This window comes from Chitinimonas prasina (assembly GCF_030160395.1).
In the GTDB taxonomy this organism is placed as follows: Bacteria; Pseudomonadota; Gammaproteobacteria; order Burkholderiales; family Chitinimonadaceae; genus Chitinimonas; species Chitinimonas prasina.
In genome coordinates this window covers 665,296-682,935 of the sequence record NZ_BSOG01000001.1, presented here as the reverse complement: position 1 = coordinate 682,935, position 17,640 = coordinate 665,296, and the positions used below count along the sequence as shown (strand labels likewise).

The 17,640-nt window shown below is 61.8% G+C and carries 21 protein-coding genes and 3 tRNA genes; 17 read left to right on the top strand and 7 right to left on the bottom strand.

Annotation, left to right across the window (positions count from 1 at the left end; translation table 11 throughout):
- Window positions 1-182 precede the first annotated feature (182 nt).
- The 4 genes from QQK16_RS03270 to QQK16_RS03255 form a co-directional block, all read right to left on the bottom strand.
- The gene (locus tag QQK16_RS03270) at window positions 183-422 is read right to left on the bottom strand and encodes a DUF6959 family protein (RefSeq protein WP_284194990.1); all 240 of its coding nucleotides are present in this window, start codon (window positions 420-422) and stop codon (window positions 183-185) included.
- Window positions 423-643: 221 nt separating this feature from the next.
- Window positions 644-719, bottom strand: a tRNA-His gene (locus QQK16_RS03265).
- A gap of 52 nt (window positions 720-771) precedes the next feature.
- Window positions 772-848 (bottom strand) — tRNA-Arg (locus QQK16_RS03260).
- Window positions 849-889: 41 nt separating this feature from the next.
- A tRNA-Pro gene (locus tag QQK16_RS03255) sits at window positions 890-966 on the bottom strand.
- 120 nt (window positions 967-1,086) lie between these two features.
- Between QQK16_RS03255 and folD the strand changes: the two genes are divergently transcribed.
- The 10 genes from folD to QQK16_RS03205 all read left to right on the top strand — a co-directional run bounded on the left by folD (window position 1,087) and on the right by QQK16_RS03205 (window position 8,669).
- A complete protein-coding gene (gene folD, locus QQK16_RS03250) occupies window positions 1,087-1,941 on the top strand; it encodes a bifunctional methylenetetrahydrofolate dehydrogenase/methenyltetrahydrofolate cyclohydrolase FolD (protein ID WP_284194989.1) in 855 nt (284 codons plus the stop codon).
- A 13-nt stretch (window positions 1,942-1,954) separates the two neighbouring features.
- A complete protein-coding gene (locus QQK16_RS03245) occupies window positions 1,955-2,980 on the top strand; it encodes a quinone-dependent dihydroorotate dehydrogenase (protein WP_284194988.1) in 1,026 nt (341 codons plus the stop codon).
- A gap of 3 nt (window positions 2,981-2,983) precedes the next feature.
- Window positions 2,984-3,556, top strand: a complete 573-nt coding sequence (locus QQK16_RS03240) for a GNAT family N-acetyltransferase (RefSeq protein ID WP_284194987.1) — start codon at window positions 2,984-2,986, stop codon at window positions 3,554-3,556.
- Complete coding sequence (locus QQK16_RS03235; protein WP_284194986.1) at window positions 3,553-4,296, top strand: RnfABCDGE type electron transport complex subunit B; 744 nt, start codon at window positions 3,553-3,555, stop codon at window positions 4,294-4,296. Before QQK16_RS03240 ends, QQK16_RS03235 begins: the two co-directional genes overlap by 4 nt.
- Window positions 4,293-4,523: a hypothetical protein gene (locus QQK16_RS03230; RefSeq protein ID WP_284194985.1), complete on the top strand. Its 231-nt coding sequence runs from the start codon at window positions 4,293-4,295 to the stop codon at window positions 4,521-4,523. Before QQK16_RS03235 ends, QQK16_RS03230 begins: the two co-directional genes overlap by 4 nt.
- A 36-nt stretch (window positions 4,524-4,559) precedes the next feature.
- Window positions 4,560-4,910: a PilZ domain-containing protein gene (locus QQK16_RS03225; RefSeq protein WP_284194984.1), complete on the top strand. Its 351-nt coding sequence runs from the start codon at window positions 4,560-4,562 to the stop codon at window positions 4,908-4,910.
- Window positions 4,911-4,932: 22 nt separating this feature from the next.
- Complete coding sequence (gene nth, locus QQK16_RS03220; protein ID WP_284194983.1) at window positions 4,933-5,565, top strand: endonuclease III; 633 nt, start codon at window positions 4,933-4,935, stop codon at window positions 5,563-5,565.
- Window positions 5,562-6,014, top strand: coding sequence for a GFA family protein (locus QQK16_RS03215; RefSeq protein WP_284194982.1), 453 nt, complete (start codon window positions 5,562-5,564; stop codon window positions 6,012-6,014). Before nth ends, QQK16_RS03215 begins: the two co-directional genes overlap by 4 nt.
- Entirely contained in the window at window positions 5,998-6,555 is a 558-nt protein-coding gene (gene ampD, locus QQK16_RS03210) for a 1,6-anhydro-N-acetylmuramyl-L-alanine amidase AmpD (RefSeq protein ID WP_284194981.1), read from the top strand. Before QQK16_RS03215 ends, ampD begins: the two co-directional genes overlap by 17 nt.
- Window positions 6,556-6,764: 209 nt before the next feature.
- The gene (locus tag QQK16_RS03205; RefSeq protein WP_284194980.1) at window positions 6,765-8,669 is read left to right on the top strand and encodes a potassium transporter Kup; all 1,905 of its coding nucleotides are present in this window, start codon (window positions 6,765-6,767) and stop codon (window positions 8,667-8,669) included.
- A gap of 64 nt (window positions 8,670-8,733) precedes the next feature.
- Here the strand turns inward: QQK16_RS03205 and tal are convergent, their stop codons facing one another.
- From tal to phoB, 3 genes are all read right to left on the bottom strand, one after another.
- Window positions 8,734-9,807: a transaldolase gene (gene tal / locus QQK16_RS03200; RefSeq protein WP_284194979.1), complete on the bottom strand. Its 1,074-nt coding sequence runs from the start codon at window positions 9,805-9,807 to the stop codon at window positions 8,734-8,736.
- 188 nt (window positions 9,808-9,995) lie between these two features.
- Window positions 9,996-11,309 (bottom strand): phosphate regulon sensor histidine kinase PhoR, encoded by a 1,314-nt coding sequence (gene phoR, locus QQK16_RS03195; RefSeq protein ID WP_284194978.1) that lies wholly within the window; start codon window positions 11,307-11,309, stop codon window positions 9,996-9,998.
- 85 nt (window positions 11,310-11,394) lie between these two features.
- The gene (phoB, locus tag QQK16_RS03190) at window positions 11,395-12,081 is read right to left on the bottom strand and encodes a phosphate regulon transcriptional regulator PhoB (RefSeq protein WP_284194977.1); all 687 of its coding nucleotides are present in this window, start codon (window positions 12,079-12,081) and stop codon (window positions 11,395-11,397) included.
- Between the two features lie 189 nt (window positions 12,082-12,270).
- On the opposite strand from phoB, the gene QQK16_RS03185 reads away from it, so the two are divergent.
- From QQK16_RS03185 to ubiB, 7 genes are all read left to right on the top strand, one after another.
- Window positions 12,271-12,645: a DUF971 domain-containing protein gene (locus tag QQK16_RS03185; protein ID WP_284194976.1), complete on the top strand. Its 375-nt coding sequence runs from the start codon at window positions 12,271-12,273 to the stop codon at window positions 12,643-12,645.
- Entirely contained in the window at window positions 12,642-13,382 is a 741-nt protein-coding gene (gene ubiE / locus QQK16_RS03180) for a bifunctional demethylmenaquinone methyltransferase/2-methoxy-6-polyprenyl-1,4-benzoquinol methylase UbiE (RefSeq protein ID WP_284194975.1), read from the top strand. Before QQK16_RS03185 ends, ubiE begins: the two co-directional genes overlap by 4 nt.
- Window positions 13,382-14,059 (top strand): zf-TFIIB domain-containing protein, encoded by a 678-nt coding sequence (locus QQK16_RS03175; RefSeq protein WP_284194974.1) that lies wholly within the window; start codon window positions 13,382-13,384, stop codon window positions 14,057-14,059. Before ubiE ends, QQK16_RS03175 begins: the two co-directional genes overlap by 1 nt.
- Window positions 14,060-14,156: 97 nt before the next feature.
- Window positions 14,157-14,777, top strand: a complete 621-nt coding sequence (locus tag QQK16_RS03170; protein ID WP_284194973.1) for an NYN domain-containing protein — start codon at window positions 14,157-14,159, stop codon at window positions 14,775-14,777.
- 3 nt (window positions 14,778-14,780) lie between these two features.
- Window positions 14,781-15,359: a ubiquinone biosynthesis accessory factor UbiJ gene (locus QQK16_RS03165; protein ID WP_284194972.1), complete on the top strand. Its 579-nt coding sequence runs from the start codon at window positions 14,781-14,783 to the stop codon at window positions 15,357-15,359.
- Complete coding sequence (locus QQK16_RS03160) at window positions 15,356-16,066, top strand: alanyl-tRNA editing protein (protein ID WP_284194971.1); 711 nt, start codon at window positions 15,356-15,358, stop codon at window positions 16,064-16,066. The genes QQK16_RS03165 and QQK16_RS03160 overlap by 4 nt, the downstream gene beginning before the upstream one ends.
- 33 nt (window positions 16,067-16,099) lie before the next feature.
- On the top strand, window positions 16,100-17,620 hold the full coding sequence (gene ubiB / locus QQK16_RS03155; RefSeq protein ID WP_284194970.1) for a ubiquinone biosynthesis regulatory protein kinase UbiB: 1,521 nt from the start codon (window positions 16,100-16,102) through the stop codon (window positions 17,618-17,620).
- Window positions 17,621-17,640 lie beyond the last annotated feature (20 nt).

The window sequence follows — 17,640 nt, the reverse complement described above, 5'->3', positions numbered from 1 at the left end:
CGCCTGCCATCAAGGCAGGCGCGGGTGGAAAGCGGGAACCCTAGTTCATCGAGAGTAGAAGGAAGGACTCCCATAGCCACCTAGGGAGCATATCCTGCGCTGGTTGCCTGCGCAACGATGCGCTGGCGGATAAGATCTACTTGAAGTACGGTAAATCAATCCCGCGTATCTGGCATATACCTTCATAGTGGATCTGGGCCGCAGAAAGCACGCCCTTCAAGTGGTTGATTTGGCTTTTCCATTTCATCCAGATCTCTATCCTTCAAGGCTTGCATCATCGAGTCCAGCGCTTGGACAAGTGAGTTGAGGGCGTCTCCTTGGCACACAACGCCAGGAAATTTTCTATCTGGCAATTGCACGGCAGCAAAATTGACAGGGTCACTTAACAGTAGCGCATGCGTATTCATGTCATCCTCGCTCATGGGGAGAGGCGGGTAAGCGCTTGATGCCGTGGGTAAAGCGCTTTTTGCGGTATCGTGCCGCTGGTACTTCGGTTGGGTGGTGTCTGTATTGCTGCTTGGAGCTATGCCGGCCCTGGCATTGGGGGGATGGCTGCTCGGTGGCGTATCGGCGAGGACGGCGAGGTCGGGAGCGGGAAAAACAAATGGCCCAGTCTCGCGACTGGGCCATTGCTTTGATACTTTGGGGTGGATGATGGGACTCGAACCCACGACGACAGGAATCACAATCCTGGACTCTACCAACTGAGCTACATCCACCGCCGTTAAACCTGCGGCACTACCTTGGCGACATCCAACCGATCATACTGGTTGGCGCGCCCGACAGGAATCGAACCTGTAACCTACGGCTTAGAAGGCCGTTGCTCTATCCGGTTGAGCTACGGGCGCCGGGCCTGGTTGATTCTACTGCCTGGTACTACTGAAAATCTTGGTCGGGGCGGTGGGATTCGAACTCACGACCACCTGGTCCCAAACCAGGTGCGCTACCAGGCTGCGCTACGCCCCGAAGAGGGCAGAATACTAAGGTGGGGCGGCACCCTTGTCAAGCTACTACTTGGGACAAAACGCAAAAAATGCGAGAATTCAGCCCTTTGCATCAACTGGCCACCGCCGATCGGAGCACGCAATGAGCGCACAACTACTTGATGGCAAGCTGATTTCTGCTGAAATCATCGATGAAGTTCGCAGCCAGGTCGACGCCCGGTTGGCGTTGGGGCGGCGAGCTCCGGCACTGGCTGTGGTGCTGGTTGGAGATGACCCGGCCTCGGCGGTTTATGTCAGCAATAAGAAAAAAGCCTGCGAGCGGGCAGGTTTTCGCTCGCTGTCCTATGAGTTCCCGGCCAGCCTGAGCGAGGCGGATCTGCTGGCGCTGGTGGAAAAGCTCAATGCCGACCCGAGTGTGGATGGCATCCTGGTGCAGCTTCCCCTGCCCAAGCATATCGATGCCGAAAAGGTGATCGAGGCCATCAATCCCTTGAAGGATGTGGATGGCTTTCATCCCTATAACTTTGGCCGCCTGGCCTTGAAGATGCCGCTGCTGCGCCCCTGCACCCCTCATGGCGTGATGGTGATGCTGGAAAAAACGGGTGTGGACCTGGTGGGCAAGGATGCCGTGGTGGTGGGCGCCTCCAATATCGTCGGCCGCCCGGCAGCGCTGGAACTGCTGCTGGCGCGCGCTACCGTGACGGTCTGCCACAGTAAGACCCGTGACCTTGCCGACAAGGTCAGGGCGGCGGATGTGGTGGTGGCGGGGGTGGGGATACCGAATTTCGTGAAGGGCGACTGGATCAAGCCGGGCGCCATTGTGATTGATGTGGGCATCAACCGGCTGGACAATGGCAAGCTGTGCGGCGATGTGGAGTTTGAGCCGGCGCGTGAGCGTGCCAGCTGGATTACCCCTGTGCCCGGCGGTGTCGGTCCCATGACCATCGCCATGCTGATGCGCAATACGCTGGACGCCAGCATCAACCTGAACCCCTGAATCGAGCCTGCCCATGCTTTACCCCCTGTTGCGTCCGCTACTGTTTGCGTTTGAGCCGGAAACCGCGCACAAGCTCACCTTTACCAGCCTGGAGGCCTTGCATGCCCTGGGTTTTGCCACGGTGCTGGGGAGCCGCGAGGAGGATCGACCGCTGGAGGTGATGGGCTTGACCTTCCCCAATCCGGTGGGTCTGGGTGCCGGCCTGGACAAGAATGGCGAACATATCGATGCGCTGGCCGACCTGGGTTTTGGCTTTATCGAGATCGGGACGGTGACGCCCAGGCCGCAGCCCGGCAATCCGCAGCCGCGTCTGTTCCGGCTGCCGGCAGCCGAGGGCATCATCAACCGCATGGGCTTCAACAACGGCGGCCTCGATGCCCTGGTCAAGAATGTGGAAGCCTCACAGTACAGGGGCATACTGGGTATCAATATCGGCAAGAACTTCGATACCCCGATAGAGCAGGCGGCCAATGACTATCTGACCTGTCTGACCCGGGTCTATCCCTATGCCAGCTATGTGACGGTGAATATCTCTTCGCCTAATACCAAGAACCTGCGGCAGCTACAGGGGGCGGATGAGCTGGAGAAACTGCTGTCGGCGCTGAAAGACGAGCAGGCGCGGCTGACAGTGCGGCATGGCCGCTATGTGCCGCTGGCGCTGAAGATTGCGCCGGATCTGGAAGGCGAGCAGATACAGGAGATCGCCCGTTTGCTGGTGGAGTACCGCTTTGACGGGGTGATTGCCACCAACACCACGCTGTCGCGGGTGGGGGTTGAGCATCTGGCCCATGGCAAGGAGACCGGCGGCTTGTCTGGCACGCCGGTACGGGCCAAGTCCACCGCCGTGATACGGGCGCTGGCTACCGCCTTGAACGGCCGCGTACCCATCATCGGTGTGGGCGGCATACTGGAAGGTAGCCATGCCGCCGAGAAGATGGAGGCGGGTGCCTCGCTGGTGCAGATCTATAGCGGCCTGATCTACCGTGGCCCGGCCCTGGTGGCCGAGAGCATACGCGCCATCCGCGCGCGCAAGGGCTGAGGTATGGCTGCGCAGACCTTGCCGCGAGACTGGCAGCTGCAGGACGGCGCGATACGGCTGCGGCCTTTCCGCTTTGACGATGTGGTGCCATTCCATGCCATGGTGGATGCGTCGCGCGAGGTGGTCGGCCGCTGGCTGGCCTGGTGCAATGCGGATTACGACATGGCGGCGGCGGAGCAGTGGGTAGCACGCTGCATACAGGATTGGCCATCTGGCCAGAAGTACGCCTGCGTGATCGAGGATGTCCGCGACGGCAGCCTGCTGGGGGGCATAGGGCTGATGATAGAGAACAGCCCGCTGACCCACCATGCCAACCTGGGTTACTGGCTGCGCAGTGATTGCCATGGCCGCGGGGTCATGACCCGTGCCGCGCGCATGCTGGCCGAATTTGGCCTGCGTGAGCTGGGCCTACCACGGGTGCATATCTATGCCCTGGCCGACAATATCGCCAGCCGGCGGGTGGCCGAGAAGGCGGGCTTCCAGTTTGAGGGCGTGTTGCGCCGCTACTGCAAGCGGCCTGATGGCTCGGCCAGCGATAGTGCCTGGTACTCGCTGATCGCTGAGGACCTGCAGTGAACCTGACTCTGGTCGAGCGCATTGATGCGGTGTTGCCGCAGACCCAGTGCACGCAATGTGGCTACCCCGACTGCCATCGCTATGCCGAGGCCATCGCGGCGGAGGAGGCGGGTATAAACCAATGCCCGCCGGGCGGCGAGGAGGGAGTGGCGCTGCTGGCGGGCTTGACCGGCCTGCCGCGGGTGCCGCTAAATCCTGTACACGGCGAGACCAAGCCGTTTGCGCTGGCGTTGATAGATGAAACCCATTGTATAGGCTGCACCCTGTGCATCCAGGCCTGCCCGGTGGATGCCATACTTGGCGCGGCCAAGCTGATGCATACGGTGCTGGTGGACGAGTGTACCGGCTGCGAGCTGTGCATTGCGCCGTGCCCCGTGGATTGCATCAGCATGGTGCCGGCCACACGCCCTGTGACCAAGGCGGCGCGGGAGGCGCAGGCGGAACATTGGCGTTCGCGCCATCGTTTTCATCTGGCGCGGGTTGCACGCGACAAACGTGAGCGTGCGGACAGGCTGGCGGCCAAGGCGCTGGCCAAGCGCGATGATCCGCATTTTGCCGATGCGGCCAGGCAGGCGAAGATTGCCGCGGCACTGGACAAGGCGGCGAGCCGACAAGCGGCCGATCTGGCCGCCCCAGCGCTAGATCCAGCGGCGGCGCGTCGTGCCAAACTTGAGGCCATCATGGCTAAGGCCGCCGCCAGATTGGCGCCGCCCGGCAAAAACGGAGATGAATCGCAATGAATATGGGTATCTGGGGGGCGGCAGGCTTTACCGTCCTGTTTCTCGTCCTGTTGTTTTACGGCTATAACTCGCTGGCTTTGCTACTTTTGGTGCTGCTGCCACTGTTGTTGGCCGTGCTCGGTGTCCGGCATATGCGGCACAAGCGCGAGCTGGCGCAAATGCGCGAGGCGGAGGTCTGGCAGACCGTGATGGTGCTGCCGGAGAAAAAAGACAAAAAGCCGCAATAGCCCGGCACGGGTTGGCGGACGACCTATACGTGGATCATGAAGCTCAATACCCGACTGCATAATCGCATCCGCTTCAAGACCTGGGTCAAGGTTGTCCCCAGGCAAGGCCCTGGCTTGTTGGGGAATATCGAGGATATTTCCAGCGCCGGCCTGGGTATCGAGCATGACCGCATGATCGCTACGGGTGGTGACTGCCATGTCTATTTCATGTTGCCGCTGGATGGCCGCGAGAATATCGTGCAGGCCCATTGCCGCATTGCCAGTTGTCGGCCAATAGAGGGCAACCGCTATCACGTGGGTCTGGCGTTTGTCGATTTTGTGTCTGACCCGCGCGCCACTGCGACCCTGATCGAATCCTTTATTCGCCACGTTGAGCAGACCGCTTAGCCTCGCCGCCGGAAATCACACCTTGAACAAAGACAGTCGCCGCGCCTTTTTCGAGCGCCTGCGCGCGCAGAACCCTGAGCCCCGCACCGAACTGGAATACAGCAGCCCGTTTGAGCTGCTGGTGGCCGTGGTGTTGTCGGCCCAGGCGACCGACGTGGGCGTCAACAAGGCCACCCGCAAGCTGTACCCGGTGGCCAATACACCGGCTGCCATTTATGCGCTGGGGCAGGATGGGCTGGAGCGATATATCCAGACCATAGGCCTGTATCGCAGCAAGGCCAAGCATGTGATTGAGTTATGCCGCATGCTGATGGAGCTGCATGATGGCGAGGTGCCGCAGACCCGCGAGGCGCTGGAGGCGCTGCCGGGGGTGGGCCGCAAGACGGCCAATGTGGTGTTGAACACGGCGTTTGGCCAGCCTGCCATGGCGGTTGATACCCATATTTTCCGGGTGTCCAACCGTACCGGGCTGGCGCCGGGCAAGGATGTGCGGGCGGTGGAGGACAAGCTGGTGAAGGTGATACCCCGCGAGTTCATGCTGGATGCGCACCATTGGCTGATACTGCACGGGCGTTATGTCTGCAAGGCGCGCAAGCCGGATTGCCCGGTGTGTATCGTGCGCGACCTGTGCGATTACCGGGGCAAGAGCGAATGAAGACCTACGGCGGTGCTTGCCAATGCGGGGCGGTGGCCTACCGCGTCAGCGGCGAATCGCTGACCTTGTTTGCCTGCCACTGCACCGATTGCCAGCGGCAATCTGCCAGTGCATTTGGCATGGCCTTGTGGCTAAGGGGGGCGGAGCTGACCCTGCTGCGCGGCAGCCTGTCCAGCTGGACACGTGATCTGCCCTCGGGTGGGCAGATGGCATGCCGCTTCTGTCCGGTTTGCGGTAGCCGCTTGTTCCATCAAGTAGTCGGCAGCGAGATACTGAGCATCAAGCCCGGTAGCCTGGACGACAGCACCGGCTTGCAGCCGGTCGGCCATATCTGGACCGACAGTGCCCAGCCCTGGATACGCCCAGCATTGCAGGGGTTGTGCTACCCCGGCAACCCCGACGGCTTTAGCGAACTGATGGAGGCCTGGCACCATGAAGGTAGACGCTGAAGGCTGGCTGGACGGCGTGCGGCGCATTGTCTCGCCCAACCAGGATGCACGGGCTGAGGGCATGGCCGTCGATATGGTGGTGATCCACTCGATCAGCCTGCCGCCCGGCCAGTTTGGCGGAGACGGCCCGATACGGTTGTTTACCAATACCTGCGATCCGGCTGAGCATGTCTGCTTCGAGGAGCTGCAGCATGTTCGGGTCTCCTCGCATTTCTTTGTCCGCCGCGATGGCGAGATCATCCAGTTCGTACCTTGCCTCGCGCGTGCCTGGCATGCCGGGGTGTCGCGTTGGCAGGGGCGCGAACGCTGCAATGATTTTTCCATCGGCATCGAGCTGGAGGGGGGCGATGCCTGGCCCTATGAGGCTGCCCAGTACCAGGCGCTGGATGGCCTGCTGGCGGCACTGTCAGAGGCTTATCCCATACGGCACCTGCTGGGGCATTGCCATATTGCCCCTGAGCGCAAGACCGATCCTGGTCCTTATTTTGACTGGGCGCGCTACCCGGCCACCTTCCAGGCGGGGCGGGATGTACCGGGCTAGGTGGCAAAACCGGCAAGCTGGTGTGGCAAACGCTGCACCATTCGGCGGCATTATCCTTATTGCAGCGCACCATGCTGGCGCGGCAGGTCTATAATCCGCCGCCATCAGGGCACATCCCGACGCCAATGCTTGCCATGCGAGGTCGTATCGCGATGCCGGCAGGGCGGTCGGGCCCGCCCCTTACCTTGTTTGCTGCATAGAAAGCTGACATGAGCGCCACGCAAGACCCACAAGACCCCAAGAAGCTTGCCGCCCTGACGCTGACCGCCCTCGGGGTGGTTTATGGCGATATCGGCACCAGCCCGCTCTACGCCTTTGCCGAGTGCTTCAGTCCGCACCATGGGCTGGTGCCCAATCCGGCCAATGTGCTGGGTATCCTGTCGCTGATCACCTGGGCGTTGCTGCTGGTGATCTCGTTCAAGTACGTGCTGTTCATGTTGCGCGCCGACAACAACGGCGAAGGCGGCATCCTGGCGCTGATGGCCCTGGCCTTGCGCAATACCCAGCGCAAGCGCGGCCAGTTCTCCATCTTTATCCTGCTGGGCATCGCCGGCGCTGCACTGTTCTATGGCGATGGGGTGCTGACGCCTGCGGTATCGGTGCTGTCTGCGGTGGAGGGGCTCAAGGTCATTGATCCCGCGTTCGAGCGCTATGTGCTGCCGTTGACTGTGCTTATCATCATTGTGCTGTTTGCCGTGCAGCGGCACGGCACGGCTGGTGTGGGCAAATTCTTTGGCCCAGTGGTGGTGCTCTGGTTCCTGTCGCTGGCCGTGCTGGGCATAGGCGGCATCCTGCGCGACCCCAGCGTGTTGAAGGCGCTGTCGCCTTATTACGCGATCCAGTTCTTTGCGGCACAACCTTTGTTGGCGTTCCTGTCGCTGGGTGCCGTGGTGCTGGTGGTGACGGGCGGCGAGGCCATTTATGCAGACATGGGCCACTTTGGCCGCAAACCCATACAGTACGGCTGGTTTGGCGTGGTGCTGCCGGCGCTGCTGCTCAACTACTACGGCCAGGGCGCCCTGGCGCTGCACGACCCCAGTACTGTCGGCCAGGCCTTCTTCCTGCTGGCGCCCAAGGGCATGATCCTGCCATTGGTGATATTGGCTACCGGCGCCACGGTGATCGCCTCGCAGGCACTGATCTCCGGGGTGTTCTCCATTACTCGCCAGGCCATACAGCTGGGCTATATGCCGCGCATGAACATCGAACACACCTCCGATAGCGAGATCGGCCAGATTTACATACCCGGTGTGAACTGGGCGCTGTGCGTGGCGGTGTTGCTGCTGGTGTTCAGCTTCAAGACCTCGGCCAACATTCTGCCAGCCTATGGTTTTGCCATTTGCGGCATCATGATCATGACCACCGCTACGGCGTTTGTGGCGCTCAAGCAGGTAAACAACCCTGGGCGCACCCGCGCCATACGGCTGCTGCTGGTGGCATTTGCCGTCATCGACATTGCCTTGCTGGCGGCCAATGTGCCCAAGATACCTACCGGGGGCTGGTTCCCCATGGCGGTAGGCCTGGTCATGCTGGTGATGATGTTTACCTGGAAGCGTGGCCGGCGTCAGTTGTTCCACCGCATACACGATGGCGAGCTGCCTCTGGAAATGTTCGTACAAAGCATAGAGGCCAGCCCGCCGCACCGAGTGGAGGGGACGGCCATCTTCATGACCGGCAGTGCTGACACCACGCCACATGCCTTGCTGCATAACCTCAAGCACAACAAAGTGCTGCACGAGCAGGTGATCTTCCTCACCATAGGCTCTACCGATGTGCCCAAGGTGGCGGACAAGGACAGGCTCAAGGTCACGCGGTTGTCGGAATCGTTCTGGCAGATCGTGGCGACCTACGGCTTTACCGAAGACCCTTCGGTGCCCGAGATACTGGTGCTGGCGGAGCGCGACCATGGCCTGGTCTGTGATGAGATGACCACCTCCTATTTCCTCTCGCGCGAGACTATTATCTGCGATCGTCATCCGGCCAAGCGCTACGATATGTCCTGGCCCCAGCTAAAGGTGTTTACCTGGATGCAGCGCAATGCCTCCCGCCCCACCGATTTCTACAAGATTCCGGCTAACCGGGTGGTGGAGATGGGTACGCAGGTTGAAATGTAGATACAGCCACAAGCAAAAAAGCCGGATCACACGATCCGGCTTTTTGCATTTCTGGGCTTATCGCTCAGGCCAACAGGGATAGTAGCTTGTCGAAGGCATCGTCGAACAGCTTGAGGCCATCGGCCTGCAATTGTGCCGAGACGGCATCCATGTCCACGCCCAGTTCCGCCAGCTGCGCCAGCACGGCGGCTGCTTGCTCGTGGCCTTCCAGCAGCCGTGGCTGGGCCTTGCCGTGGTCGCGGAAGGCGATCAGGGTGGCATCGGGTAGGGTGTTGACAGTGTCGGGTCCGATCAGCTCATCGACATAGAGGGTGTCGGGATAGGCGGGATTCTTGGTGCCGGTACTGGCCCAAAGCAGGCGCTGTATATGGGCGCCTGCGGCACGCAGGTCGGCGCATTCGGGGCCGTGCCAGCGGGCTTGCCAACGGGCATAGGCCTGCCGCACGACCGACACGGCGACCTTGCCCTTAAGCGCCTGGCCGGCCTGGCCCAGGCCATCGAGCCTGGCGTCCACCAGGGTGTCGACGCGGGACAGGAACAGGCTGGCCACCGAGCGCAGCTGGGCCACGCTGCCGCCGCTGGCAAGACGCTGGCGCAGACCGGCGACGTAGGCTTCGAACACGGCGTCGCAGTGTTGCTGGCCAAACATCAGGGTCACGTTGACATTGATGCCGGCAGCAATGGCGGCTGTAAACGCGGGCAGGCTCTCGGCTGTGGCCGGTATCTTGATCATGGCATTGGGGCGGTCTATTGCCGCCCACAGGCGCTGGGCAGCGGCCAGGGTGCCGGCGCCATCGCGGGCCAGGTAGGGCGAGACCTCCAGGCTGACATAGCCATCCAGGCCGCCAGATTCACGATAGCTGGCGGCAAACTGGTCGCAGGCCCTCTGAACGTCTGGCACGGCCAGGGCCTCGAAGCGTTGCTCGGCGCTCAGCGGCTGGGTTTTCAGGCGTGCCAGGTCGTCGCCGTAGCCTGCACCTGAGGAAATGGATTTCTGGAAGATGGCCGGGTTGGAGGTCACGCCGGCCAGGCCGTCTTCGGTGATCAGTTTCTGTAGCGGACCGGCCAGCAGTTCGCGAGAGAGGTTGTCCAGCCAGATGCGCTGGCCCAGGGATTTGGCGACAAGCAGGGGGTTCATGGCAACGCTTTGCGGGTGGAACAAAGAGGCCCATCTTAGGGTAGACCGTGAGCCCTGGGCAACTGGCACCAACGGCAGTCTAGACAAGCTATGGACTGCCTCTGCGTTGCTAGGGGGCAATGCCAGAAACTGCACTTTCGTCGCAATGCGGCATTGCCTGTCGAGAAACTGAGGCCGCTTGGGGCGACCTATTTGCTGCTCAGCAGCAGCTCCTGAGGCTCCAGCACCCGGTTGGCGGGAAAGCGGATACGGAAGCAACTGCCCTTGCCCAACTCGCTGCTCACTTCGAGCTTGGCCTGGTGGCGCTGGGCGATATGCTTGACGATGGCCAAGCCCAGGCCGGTACCGCCGGTGGAGCGGGAGCGGCCGCGATCGACCCGGTAGAAGCGCTCGGTCAGGCGGGGAATGTGCTGGGCTTCGACGCCCAGGCCGGTATCTTCCACGGCGAACACCCCGCAGCCGTCTTCCAGCCGCCACTTCAGCCTGATCTGGCCGCCTTCAGGGGTATAGCGCACGGCATTGCTGACCAGGTTGCCAAAGGCGCTGTGCAGCTCGTCGTAATTGCCGCGCAGGCCGGCTTCGCTGAGTACTTCCACGCACACCTGGTGGCGGCCCTTGGACAGGCCCTCGGCTTCGGCAGCCAGTACCTGAGCCAACTGCACCGCATCGACCCTATCCTCGCGGCCTTCGGCGCCGCTTTCCAGCCTAGACAGCGTCAGCAGGTCTTCCACCAGCCGCTGCATGCGGCCTGTCTGGTCGAACATCATTTTCAGCTGCGACTGGCGAGTGGCGAGATCCATGTCCGGCATGTCGATCAGCGTTTCCAGGAAGCCACCGACCACGGTCAGCGGCGTGCGCAGCTCGTGCGAGACATTGGCAACAAAGTCGCGGTGTACGGTTTGCACACGCTCCAGCTGGGTGATGTCGCGGGTCAGCAGCAGCTTGCGGGTGCTGTCGAAGGGCACCAATTGCACGCTGAGTATGGTGTCGCTGCCAGCCACGTTGCGGAGGATGACCGGCTGGCTGTAATCCTGGGTGGTGAGGTAGTGCTGGAAGGCGGGCAGGCGAACCAGATAGGCCACATGCTGGCCTAGGTCTTTCTTGCGATCCAGCCCCAGGTGCTGCATGGATCGCGGGTTACACCATTCGATGCGGTCATTGCTGTCCAGCACCACTACGCCCTCGGGCATGGCTTCGCCGGCTGCCACAAAGCGATCGAGGGCGGCAGAGAGCTTGCGCTGGCTCTTGCCCTGCGCCCGCACCATGCGGTACAGCCGGCTGTAGACGCCTTCCCAGGCGCCGTAGCTTTCCGGCACGGTATCGGGGGTGGGGTCGTTGAGCCAGCGGCCCAGCCGATCCAGGTTGTAGAGGTGATAGCCCAGCAGGGCCAGCAGGCTGCCCGACAGCACGGCCAGTGATATCCGCCAGCCGACGATGGGCTGCAGCAGCAGGGCCAGGAAGATTGCGCCTAACAGCAGCGCGGCAGTACGCCACCAGAACATGAAGTCAGTCCGTTCAGAAAAACGCAGTAGGCACGGCGGCCTGATTGCCTCGCCGTGCCGCGACCACTATTGGCTTGCGCCGAGTTTACAGGGCGGAGAGCCGATAGCCCGTGCCACGTACGGTCTGGATCAGTGCATCGTGCCGGGTTGCTTCCAGCGCCGAACGCAGGCGGCGGATATGCACATCCACCGTGCGTTCTTCCACGAATACATGGTCGCCCCATACATGATCCAGCAATTGGGCGCGGGAATGCACGCGCTCTGGGTGGGTCATGAAAAAGTGCAGCAGGCGGAACTCGGTGGGGCCCAGGTCTATGGGCTGGCCATTGCCGTTGACGCGGTGGGTAGCGGGGTCCAGCGACAGGCCCTTGACCTCGACCAGGTCGTCGGTCATCTGTGGCGCGCGGCGGCGCAGCACTGCCTTGATGCGGGCCTGCAGCTCGCGGGGGCTAAAGGGCTTGGTGATGTAGTCGTCGGCCCCGGTCTCCAGGCCGTTGATCTTGTCGGTCTCTTCCGAGCGGGCGGTCAGCATGATGACCGGTACCTGGCGGGTGCGCTCGTCGCTACGTATCTTCTTGGCGAACTCGATGCCAGACATGCCAGGCAGCATCCAGTCCAACAGGATCAGGTCGGGCAGGGCGTTCCTCACCACGCTCATGCCGGCCTCGGCGGAATCGGCGCGCAGGACGTGGTGTCCGGCCTGTTGTAGATTAAAGGCGATCAGTTCCTGGATGGCGGGTTCATCTTCGACGAGCAGAATATTGGCTGGCATCTTGGGTAGGCTCTGTTGTGCTCTGGATTGAGGAGTTGTTGCGAGCTTAAGTAACCAGCGTGACGGAAATATTACAAGTCGTCAGATTATAATGCGCTGCCTTGCACCATGCCCGGGATATACCCATACCCGGCAGGCGGCCCAACGCGGTATCATAGTGAGTTAACGTGTACATGATATCGCTTCCCCATGGCTGGTCTGCGCCCCGATAGCCCCATTCCTACCGAACTTACCCTGCATGCGGCCAGCCGTATGCTGGAGGTTGCGTTCGACGATGGTGCGCGCTTTCAGTTGCCTTGCGAATACCTGCGGGTGTTTAGCCCATCGGCCGAGGTGCGTGGCCATGGCGGGCCGATGCAGACCGTGCCGGGCAAGCGCCTGGTGGGGATACGCGGCATTGAACCGGTTGGCCACTATGCCGTGAAGCTGGTGTTTGATGATGGCCATGACAGTGGCCTGTATGGCTGGGATACGTTGTACGAGCTGGGTCGCGATCAGGCGGCCAACTGGAACGACTATCTGCAAAGGCTGGCGGACGCCGGCCTCTCTCGAGACCCCGTATGAGCGACGACCAAACCACCCATTTTGGCTACAAGACCGTTGCCGAATCGCAGAAGGCCCAGAAAGTGGCTGAGGTCTTCCACTCCGTGGCCAAGAAATACGATGTGATGAACGACCTGATGTCCGGTGGTCTGCACCGGGTATGGAAGGCCTTCACCATTGCCCAGAGCGGTGTGCGCGAGGGCGGCAGGGTGCTGGATATCGCTGGCGGCACCGGTGACCTGTCGCTGGCTTTTCTCAAGCGTGTGGGCAAGAGTGGCCAGGTCTGGTTGACCGACATCAACAGCTCAATGCTGACCGTGGGGCGCGACCGCCTGCTGGACAAGGGTTACTTGAACCCGGTGGCTCAGTGCGATGCGGAGAAGCTGCCCTTTCCAGCGAATTATTTTGATTGCGTTACCGTGGCTTTCGGCCTGCGCAACATGACCCACAAGGATGCCGCGCTGGCTGAGATGCTGCGCGTGCTGAAGCCCGGCGGCCGTCTGCTGGTGCTGGAGTTCTCCAAGGTGGCCAAGCCGCTGGCGCCGCTGTATGACCTGTATTCCTTCAAGCTGCTGCCCAAGATGGGCGAGCTGGTGGCCAACGATGCGGCCAGCTACCAGTATCTGGCGGAGTCCATACGGATGCATCCTGGCCAGGAAGAACTGGCGCAGATGATGCGCGACGTGGGCTTTGCCAAGGTGGACTACTTCAACTTGACCGCCGGTGTGGTGGCGCTGCATAAAGGTTTCAAACTCTGATGGCGGTGAATTGCCCCGGTTGCCGCGCACCGATGACGGCGGCCCACTATGCCCGCCGCCAGGGCGGCACAGTGGAACTGGACTTCTGCTTCAGCTGCCAGCTGATTTGGCTGGACCAGCACGAGAGCGCCCAGCTGGCGCCCCAGGCGGTGGTGCAACTGTTCGAACTGTTGCATGTCCATAAGGAAGAAGGCCGTTACGGCCTGCCCGACAAGTTCAATTGCCTACGCTGTGGCGTTGCCATGCAGCTGACCCACGATGCCGTCCGCAACAACCGCTTTGTCTACCACCGCTGCACAGCGGGACATGGCCGATTGATCGGGTTTTGGCATTTTCTGCGCGAGAAGCAGTTTGTCCGCGATCTGAGCGCACCGGAGCGGCAGGCATTGGCGGTGACCGTGGCCCAGGTCAAATGCACGGGCTGTGGCGCGCCGGTCGATATCCGCAAGGACGATGCCTGCGGCTACTGCCGTGCGCCGGTAGCGGTGCTGGACAAGGAGGCTGTGGCCAAGGCGCTGGAAGGCTATCGTGCCGTGCCCATACCGCAAGCGGCTGCCGCTCCGGCCGCGAGACCGGCGCCAGCGCCGGTTCAGGCGAGCAACGGCAGTGGCAATCTGATTGATGCGATCGATCTGGTTGGGACGGGCCTTGCCGTGGTGCTGGCTTTACTGGACTAAAAGCGGCATGGTGAATGCCATGCAGCAAAACGGCCGGAGGTGGATACTTGGCCGATACTCGATAACTTGATTTATTGACTTGCTGGGAACGTTCAAAATGAGCATCGGTTTGTTTATCGACGGCGCCTATGCCTACAAGGCATTTGGCCGGGAAAAGATCAACTACCTGGAATTGCGCAAGCTGATAGAAGAGGAACTGGGTGACCAGGTGGATGAAGGCTATTTCTTCAATGCCGACGACAACCAGTCCATGTCCTCCAAGCTGCACAATGCCTTGTCGTTTCCCTATCCCAAGGGCCCTGGCCTGCGGGTGAAGAATTACTGGTTGCAGAAAAAACAGCTGTACTGGCCCAACCACCTTGGCGGTGGCCCGGTGGTGCACCCCGAGCAGACGCACGTCACCTACGAGATCACCACCCAAAAGGCGGTCGACGTGGGCCTGGTCTATCACATGACCCGTTCCTTCCATAAGCGCAAATGGACCAAGCTGGCCCTGTTTGCCGGCGATGGCGATTTCCATGAGCCGGTGCAGAACCTGGTGGAGTACGAGAACGTCGATCTCTACCTGATCGGTTCGCTCAACAGCATCGCCGATGTGCTGCGGCCCTATGCCCGCCGCATCATCGAGGTGGATACCGACCCGGTGAAGAGCCGTCTGCGTTTTGTTGACCGTTGGCGCGAGCCCAACGAGCGCTACAACGACGAACAGCCGGTCTGATCCATGCTGCGGCTGGCCTTGCTCAATCACCTGCTGAACCAGCGGGCAGACCTGCGGGGCGAGTTGCGCCACCATGCCGGACAGGTGGTCGCCATCAGCGTGCCGCCTTTCCGCCTGGTGTTTGTCATTGGTGACGACGGCTATCTACTGGCCAGCGTGGCACCCCCTCACGCCAGTATCGCTATTGCCCCCTGGCTGCTGCCCCGCCTGGCCTTGCGCGACCCTGCCGCCGAGCGTGAGCTGCAACTGGCCGGCGACAGCCAGTTGGCGGCCACGGTAGGCCGGGTACTGCAGGCGCTGGATTGGGATGCGGAGGCGGATCTGGCGCGGGTGGTAGGTGACATACCGGCGCACCGGATGGCTACTTGGGCACGCGGGCTGGTGGGCGACCCCCGCCGCATTGCCCGCAATCTGGCCGAAGCCACCCAGGAATACCTGCAGGAAGAAGCACGGCTGCTGGCTACCCGGCCGGCCACGGCGCATTTCGTGACGCAGGTGGATACCCTGCGTGACGATGTGGCCAGGCTGGAGAAGCGGCTGCAGCGGCTGGAACGACCCACCACGCCACCCGAGACGCCATGAGCGAGCTATTGTTCCGTACCGACGCCTATCTACGCCTGTGCACCGCCATCGTCACCGCGGTGGATGAGCAGGGGATGCAGTTTGACCGCACCGTGTTCTACCCCAACGGCGGCGGGCAGCCCGGCGATAGCGGCCAGTTGTTGCGACAGGATGGCAGCATTGTCGTTATCAGCAATACGGTGAAGGGGGCGACGGCTGATGCCGTGCTACACCTACCCGCCGAGGGCAGCAGCCTGCCGCAGGTGGGTGAGGAGGTGACCCTGGTGCTGGATTGGGATCGCCGCTACGCCCATATGCGCTACCACACCGCCCTGCACCTGCTGTGCAAGGTGGTGGCGGCGCCGGTCACTGGCGGCCAGGTGGCGGCCGACAAGGCCAGGCTGGATTTCGCGGTGGAGATGGAAGCGCTGGACAAGGAGGCCATCGAAGCAGGCCTCAATGCCCTCGTAGAGGCGGCGCAGCCGGTGACTGCCCGCTGGGTGGACGAGGCCGAGCTGGATGCCAATCCCGAGTTGGTCAAGACCATGTCGGTATCGCCCCCGCGTGGCACGGGCACGGTCAGGCTGATCGAGGTGACCGGCACCGACCTACAGCCCTGTGGTGGTACCCATGTGCACAATACGGCCGAGGTAGGCCGCCTAGTGGTGCAGAAGATACGCAGCGAAGGCAAGCAGAACAAGCGCATCATCATCGCCTTCGCCTCCTAACACACAGCAGGCGGGTGCTAACCCGTCCCATTCATGTTCCTTCTGCGCCTCTTCAAGATCATCCGTATCGTCTTTGCCTATGGCCTGGATGAGTTCATCCTCGGCCATGAGCGCGTGCGTGGGCTGGAAGCGCTGGTCAGGCTGGTGTTGTTCTGGCGCCGGCTGGATGCCCCGCGCGCTGTCCGTTTGCGCCGCGCGCTGGAGCGGCTGGGGCCTATCTTCGTCAAATTCGGCCAGGTGCTGTCCACCCGGCGCGATCTGCTGCCGCCCGATCTGGCCGACGAGCTTGCACGCTTGCAGGACAAGGTTAAACCTTTTGACAACCGATTGGCCGAGCAGGTCATTACCGAGGCGCTGGGCTGCCAGCTGGAGCAGGTGTTCCGCCGTTTCGACGCCAGCCCGGTGGCGTCGGCCTCGGTCGCCCAGGTGCACTACGCCGAGCTGCATGATGGCCGGCGGGTAGCGGTGAAGGTATTGCGTCCCGGCATCCAGCCAGTGATCGAATCCGACCTGGCCTTGCTCAAGGTCATGGCCTGGCTGGTGGAGAAGCTGTTTGCCGATGGCAAGCGGCTCAAGCCCCGCCAGGTTGTGGCCGAGTTTGATCGCTATCTGCATGATGAACTGGATTTGCAGCGCGAAGCCGCCAATGCCAGCCAGCTAAGGCGCAATTTCCTCAATAGCGACAAGCTGATCGTGCCTGAGGTGTTCTGGGATTACACCAGCCGCAAGGTCATGGTGCTGGAATGGATGGACGGCACGCCCATTTCGCAGATCGAAGCCATGCAGGCAGCCGGCATAGACCTGAAGAAACTGTCACGCTTCGGGGTGGAGATATTCTTTACCCAGGTATTCCGCGATGGCTTCTTCCATGCCGATATGCACCCCGGCAATATCTTTGTGGCGCCGGACAATCGCTATATCGCCCTGGACTTCGGCATAGTCGGCAGCCTGTCTGACAACGACAGGCGCTACTTGGCCATCAATTTCCTGGCCTTTTTCCAGCGCGACTACAAGCGGGTGGCGACTGCCCATATCGAATCGGGCTGGGTGCCCAAGGACACCCGCGCCGAGGAGCTGGAGGCGGCCATACGAACCGTCTGCGAGCCCATATTCGACAAGCCGCTGGCCGAGATATCGCTGGGCCAGATACTGCTGAGGCTGTTCGAGACCTCCCGCCGCTTCAATGTGGAAATCCAGCCGCAGCTGGTTTTGTTGCAAAAAACCCTACTCAATATTGAAGGCCTGGGCCGCCAGCTCGACCCCCAGCTGGACCTGTGGGCCACCGCGCAACCCTTTCTGCAGCGCTGGATGAACGAGCAGGTGGGCTGGCGTGCGCTGTTGCGCCAGATCAAGAACGAAGCGCCTTATTGGGCGGAGACTTTGCCTGCCCTGCCGCGAGCCATTGCCAACCTTGCCGACCCGGCACGGCAGACTAAGCTGATTGAAGTGACTGAGCATTTACTCGAAAGCCAGCGCCAGCGCAATGAGTGGCTGGCCACCATCGCCGGCCTGCTGGCGGCGCTGCTGGTGATACTGGCACTGGTATTACGCTAGCCCGGCAGGCGCTCCGGGAG

What these genes read in the sequence shown, in the direction of transcription:
- QQK16_RS03230 (WP_284194985.1), top strand. Translation starts at nt 4,293, where the DNA reads ATGAATATGGGTATCTGGGGGGCGGCAGGCTTTACCGTCCTGTTTCTC.
- QQK16_RS03240 (WP_284194987.1), top strand. Translation starts at nt 2,984, where the DNA reads ATGGCTGCGCAGACCTTGCCGCGAGACTGGCAGCTGCAGGACGGCGCG.
- tal (WP_284194979.1), bottom strand. Translation starts at nt 9,807, where the DNA reads ATGAACCCCCTGCTTGTCGCCAAATCCCTGGGCCAGCGCATCTGGCTG.
- QQK16_RS03205 (WP_284194980.1), top strand. Translation starts at nt 6,765, where the DNA reads ATGAGCGCCACGCAAGACCCACAAGACCCCAAGAAGCTTGCCGCCCTG.
- ubiB (WP_284194970.1), top strand. Translation starts at nt 16,100, where the DNA reads ATGTTCCTTCTGCGCCTCTTCAAGATCATCCGTATCGTCTTTGCCTAT.
- QQK16_RS03170 (WP_284194973.1), top strand. Translation starts at nt 14,157, where the DNA reads ATGAGCATCGGTTTGTTTATCGACGGCGCCTATGCCTACAAGGCATTT.
- ubiE (WP_284194975.1), top strand. Translation starts at nt 12,642, where the DNA reads ATGAGCGACGACCAAACCACCCATTTTGGCTACAAGACCGTTGCCGAA.
- QQK16_RS03245 (WP_284194988.1), top strand. Translation starts at nt 1,955, where the DNA reads ATGCTTTACCCCCTGTTGCGTCCGCTACTGTTTGCGTTTGAGCCGGAA.
- QQK16_RS03165 (WP_284194972.1), top strand. Translation starts at nt 14,781, where the DNA reads ATGCTGCGGCTGGCCTTGCTCAATCACCTGCTGAACCAGCGGGCAGAC.
- phoB (WP_284194977.1), bottom strand. Translation starts at nt 12,081, where the DNA reads ATGCCAGCCAATATTCTGCTCGTCGAAGATGAACCCGCCATCCAGGAA.
- folD (WP_284194989.1), top strand. Translation starts at nt 1,087, where the DNA reads ATGAGCGCACAACTACTTGATGGCAAGCTGATTTCTGCTGAAATCATC.
- QQK16_RS03185 (WP_284194976.1), top strand. Translation starts at nt 12,271, where the DNA reads ATGGCTGGTCTGCGCCCCGATAGCCCCATTCCTACCGAACTTACCCTG.
- QQK16_RS03175 (WP_284194974.1), top strand. Translation starts at nt 13,382, where the DNA reads ATGGCGGTGAATTGCCCCGGTTGCCGCGCACCGATGACGGCGGCCCAC.
- phoR (WP_284194978.1), bottom strand. Translation starts at nt 11,309, where the DNA reads ATGTTCTGGTGGCGTACTGCCGCGCTGCTGTTAGGCGCAATCTTCCTG.
- QQK16_RS03225 (WP_284194984.1), top strand. Translation starts at nt 4,560, where the DNA reads ATGAAGCTCAATACCCGACTGCATAATCGCATCCGCTTCAAGACCTGG.
- ampD (WP_284194981.1), top strand. Translation starts at nt 5,998, where the DNA reads ATGAAGGTAGACGCTGAAGGCTGGCTGGACGGCGTGCGGCGCATTGTC.
- QQK16_RS03160 (WP_284194971.1), top strand. Translation starts at nt 15,356, where the DNA reads ATGAGCGAGCTATTGTTCCGTACCGACGCCTATCTACGCCTGTGCACC.
- QQK16_RS03270 (WP_284194990.1), bottom strand. Translation starts at nt 422, where the DNA reads ATGAGCGAGGATGACATGAATACGCATGCGCTACTGTTAAGTGACCCT.
- QQK16_RS03215 (WP_284194982.1), top strand. Translation starts at nt 5,562, where the DNA reads ATGAAGACCTACGGCGGTGCTTGCCAATGCGGGGCGGTGGCCTACCGC.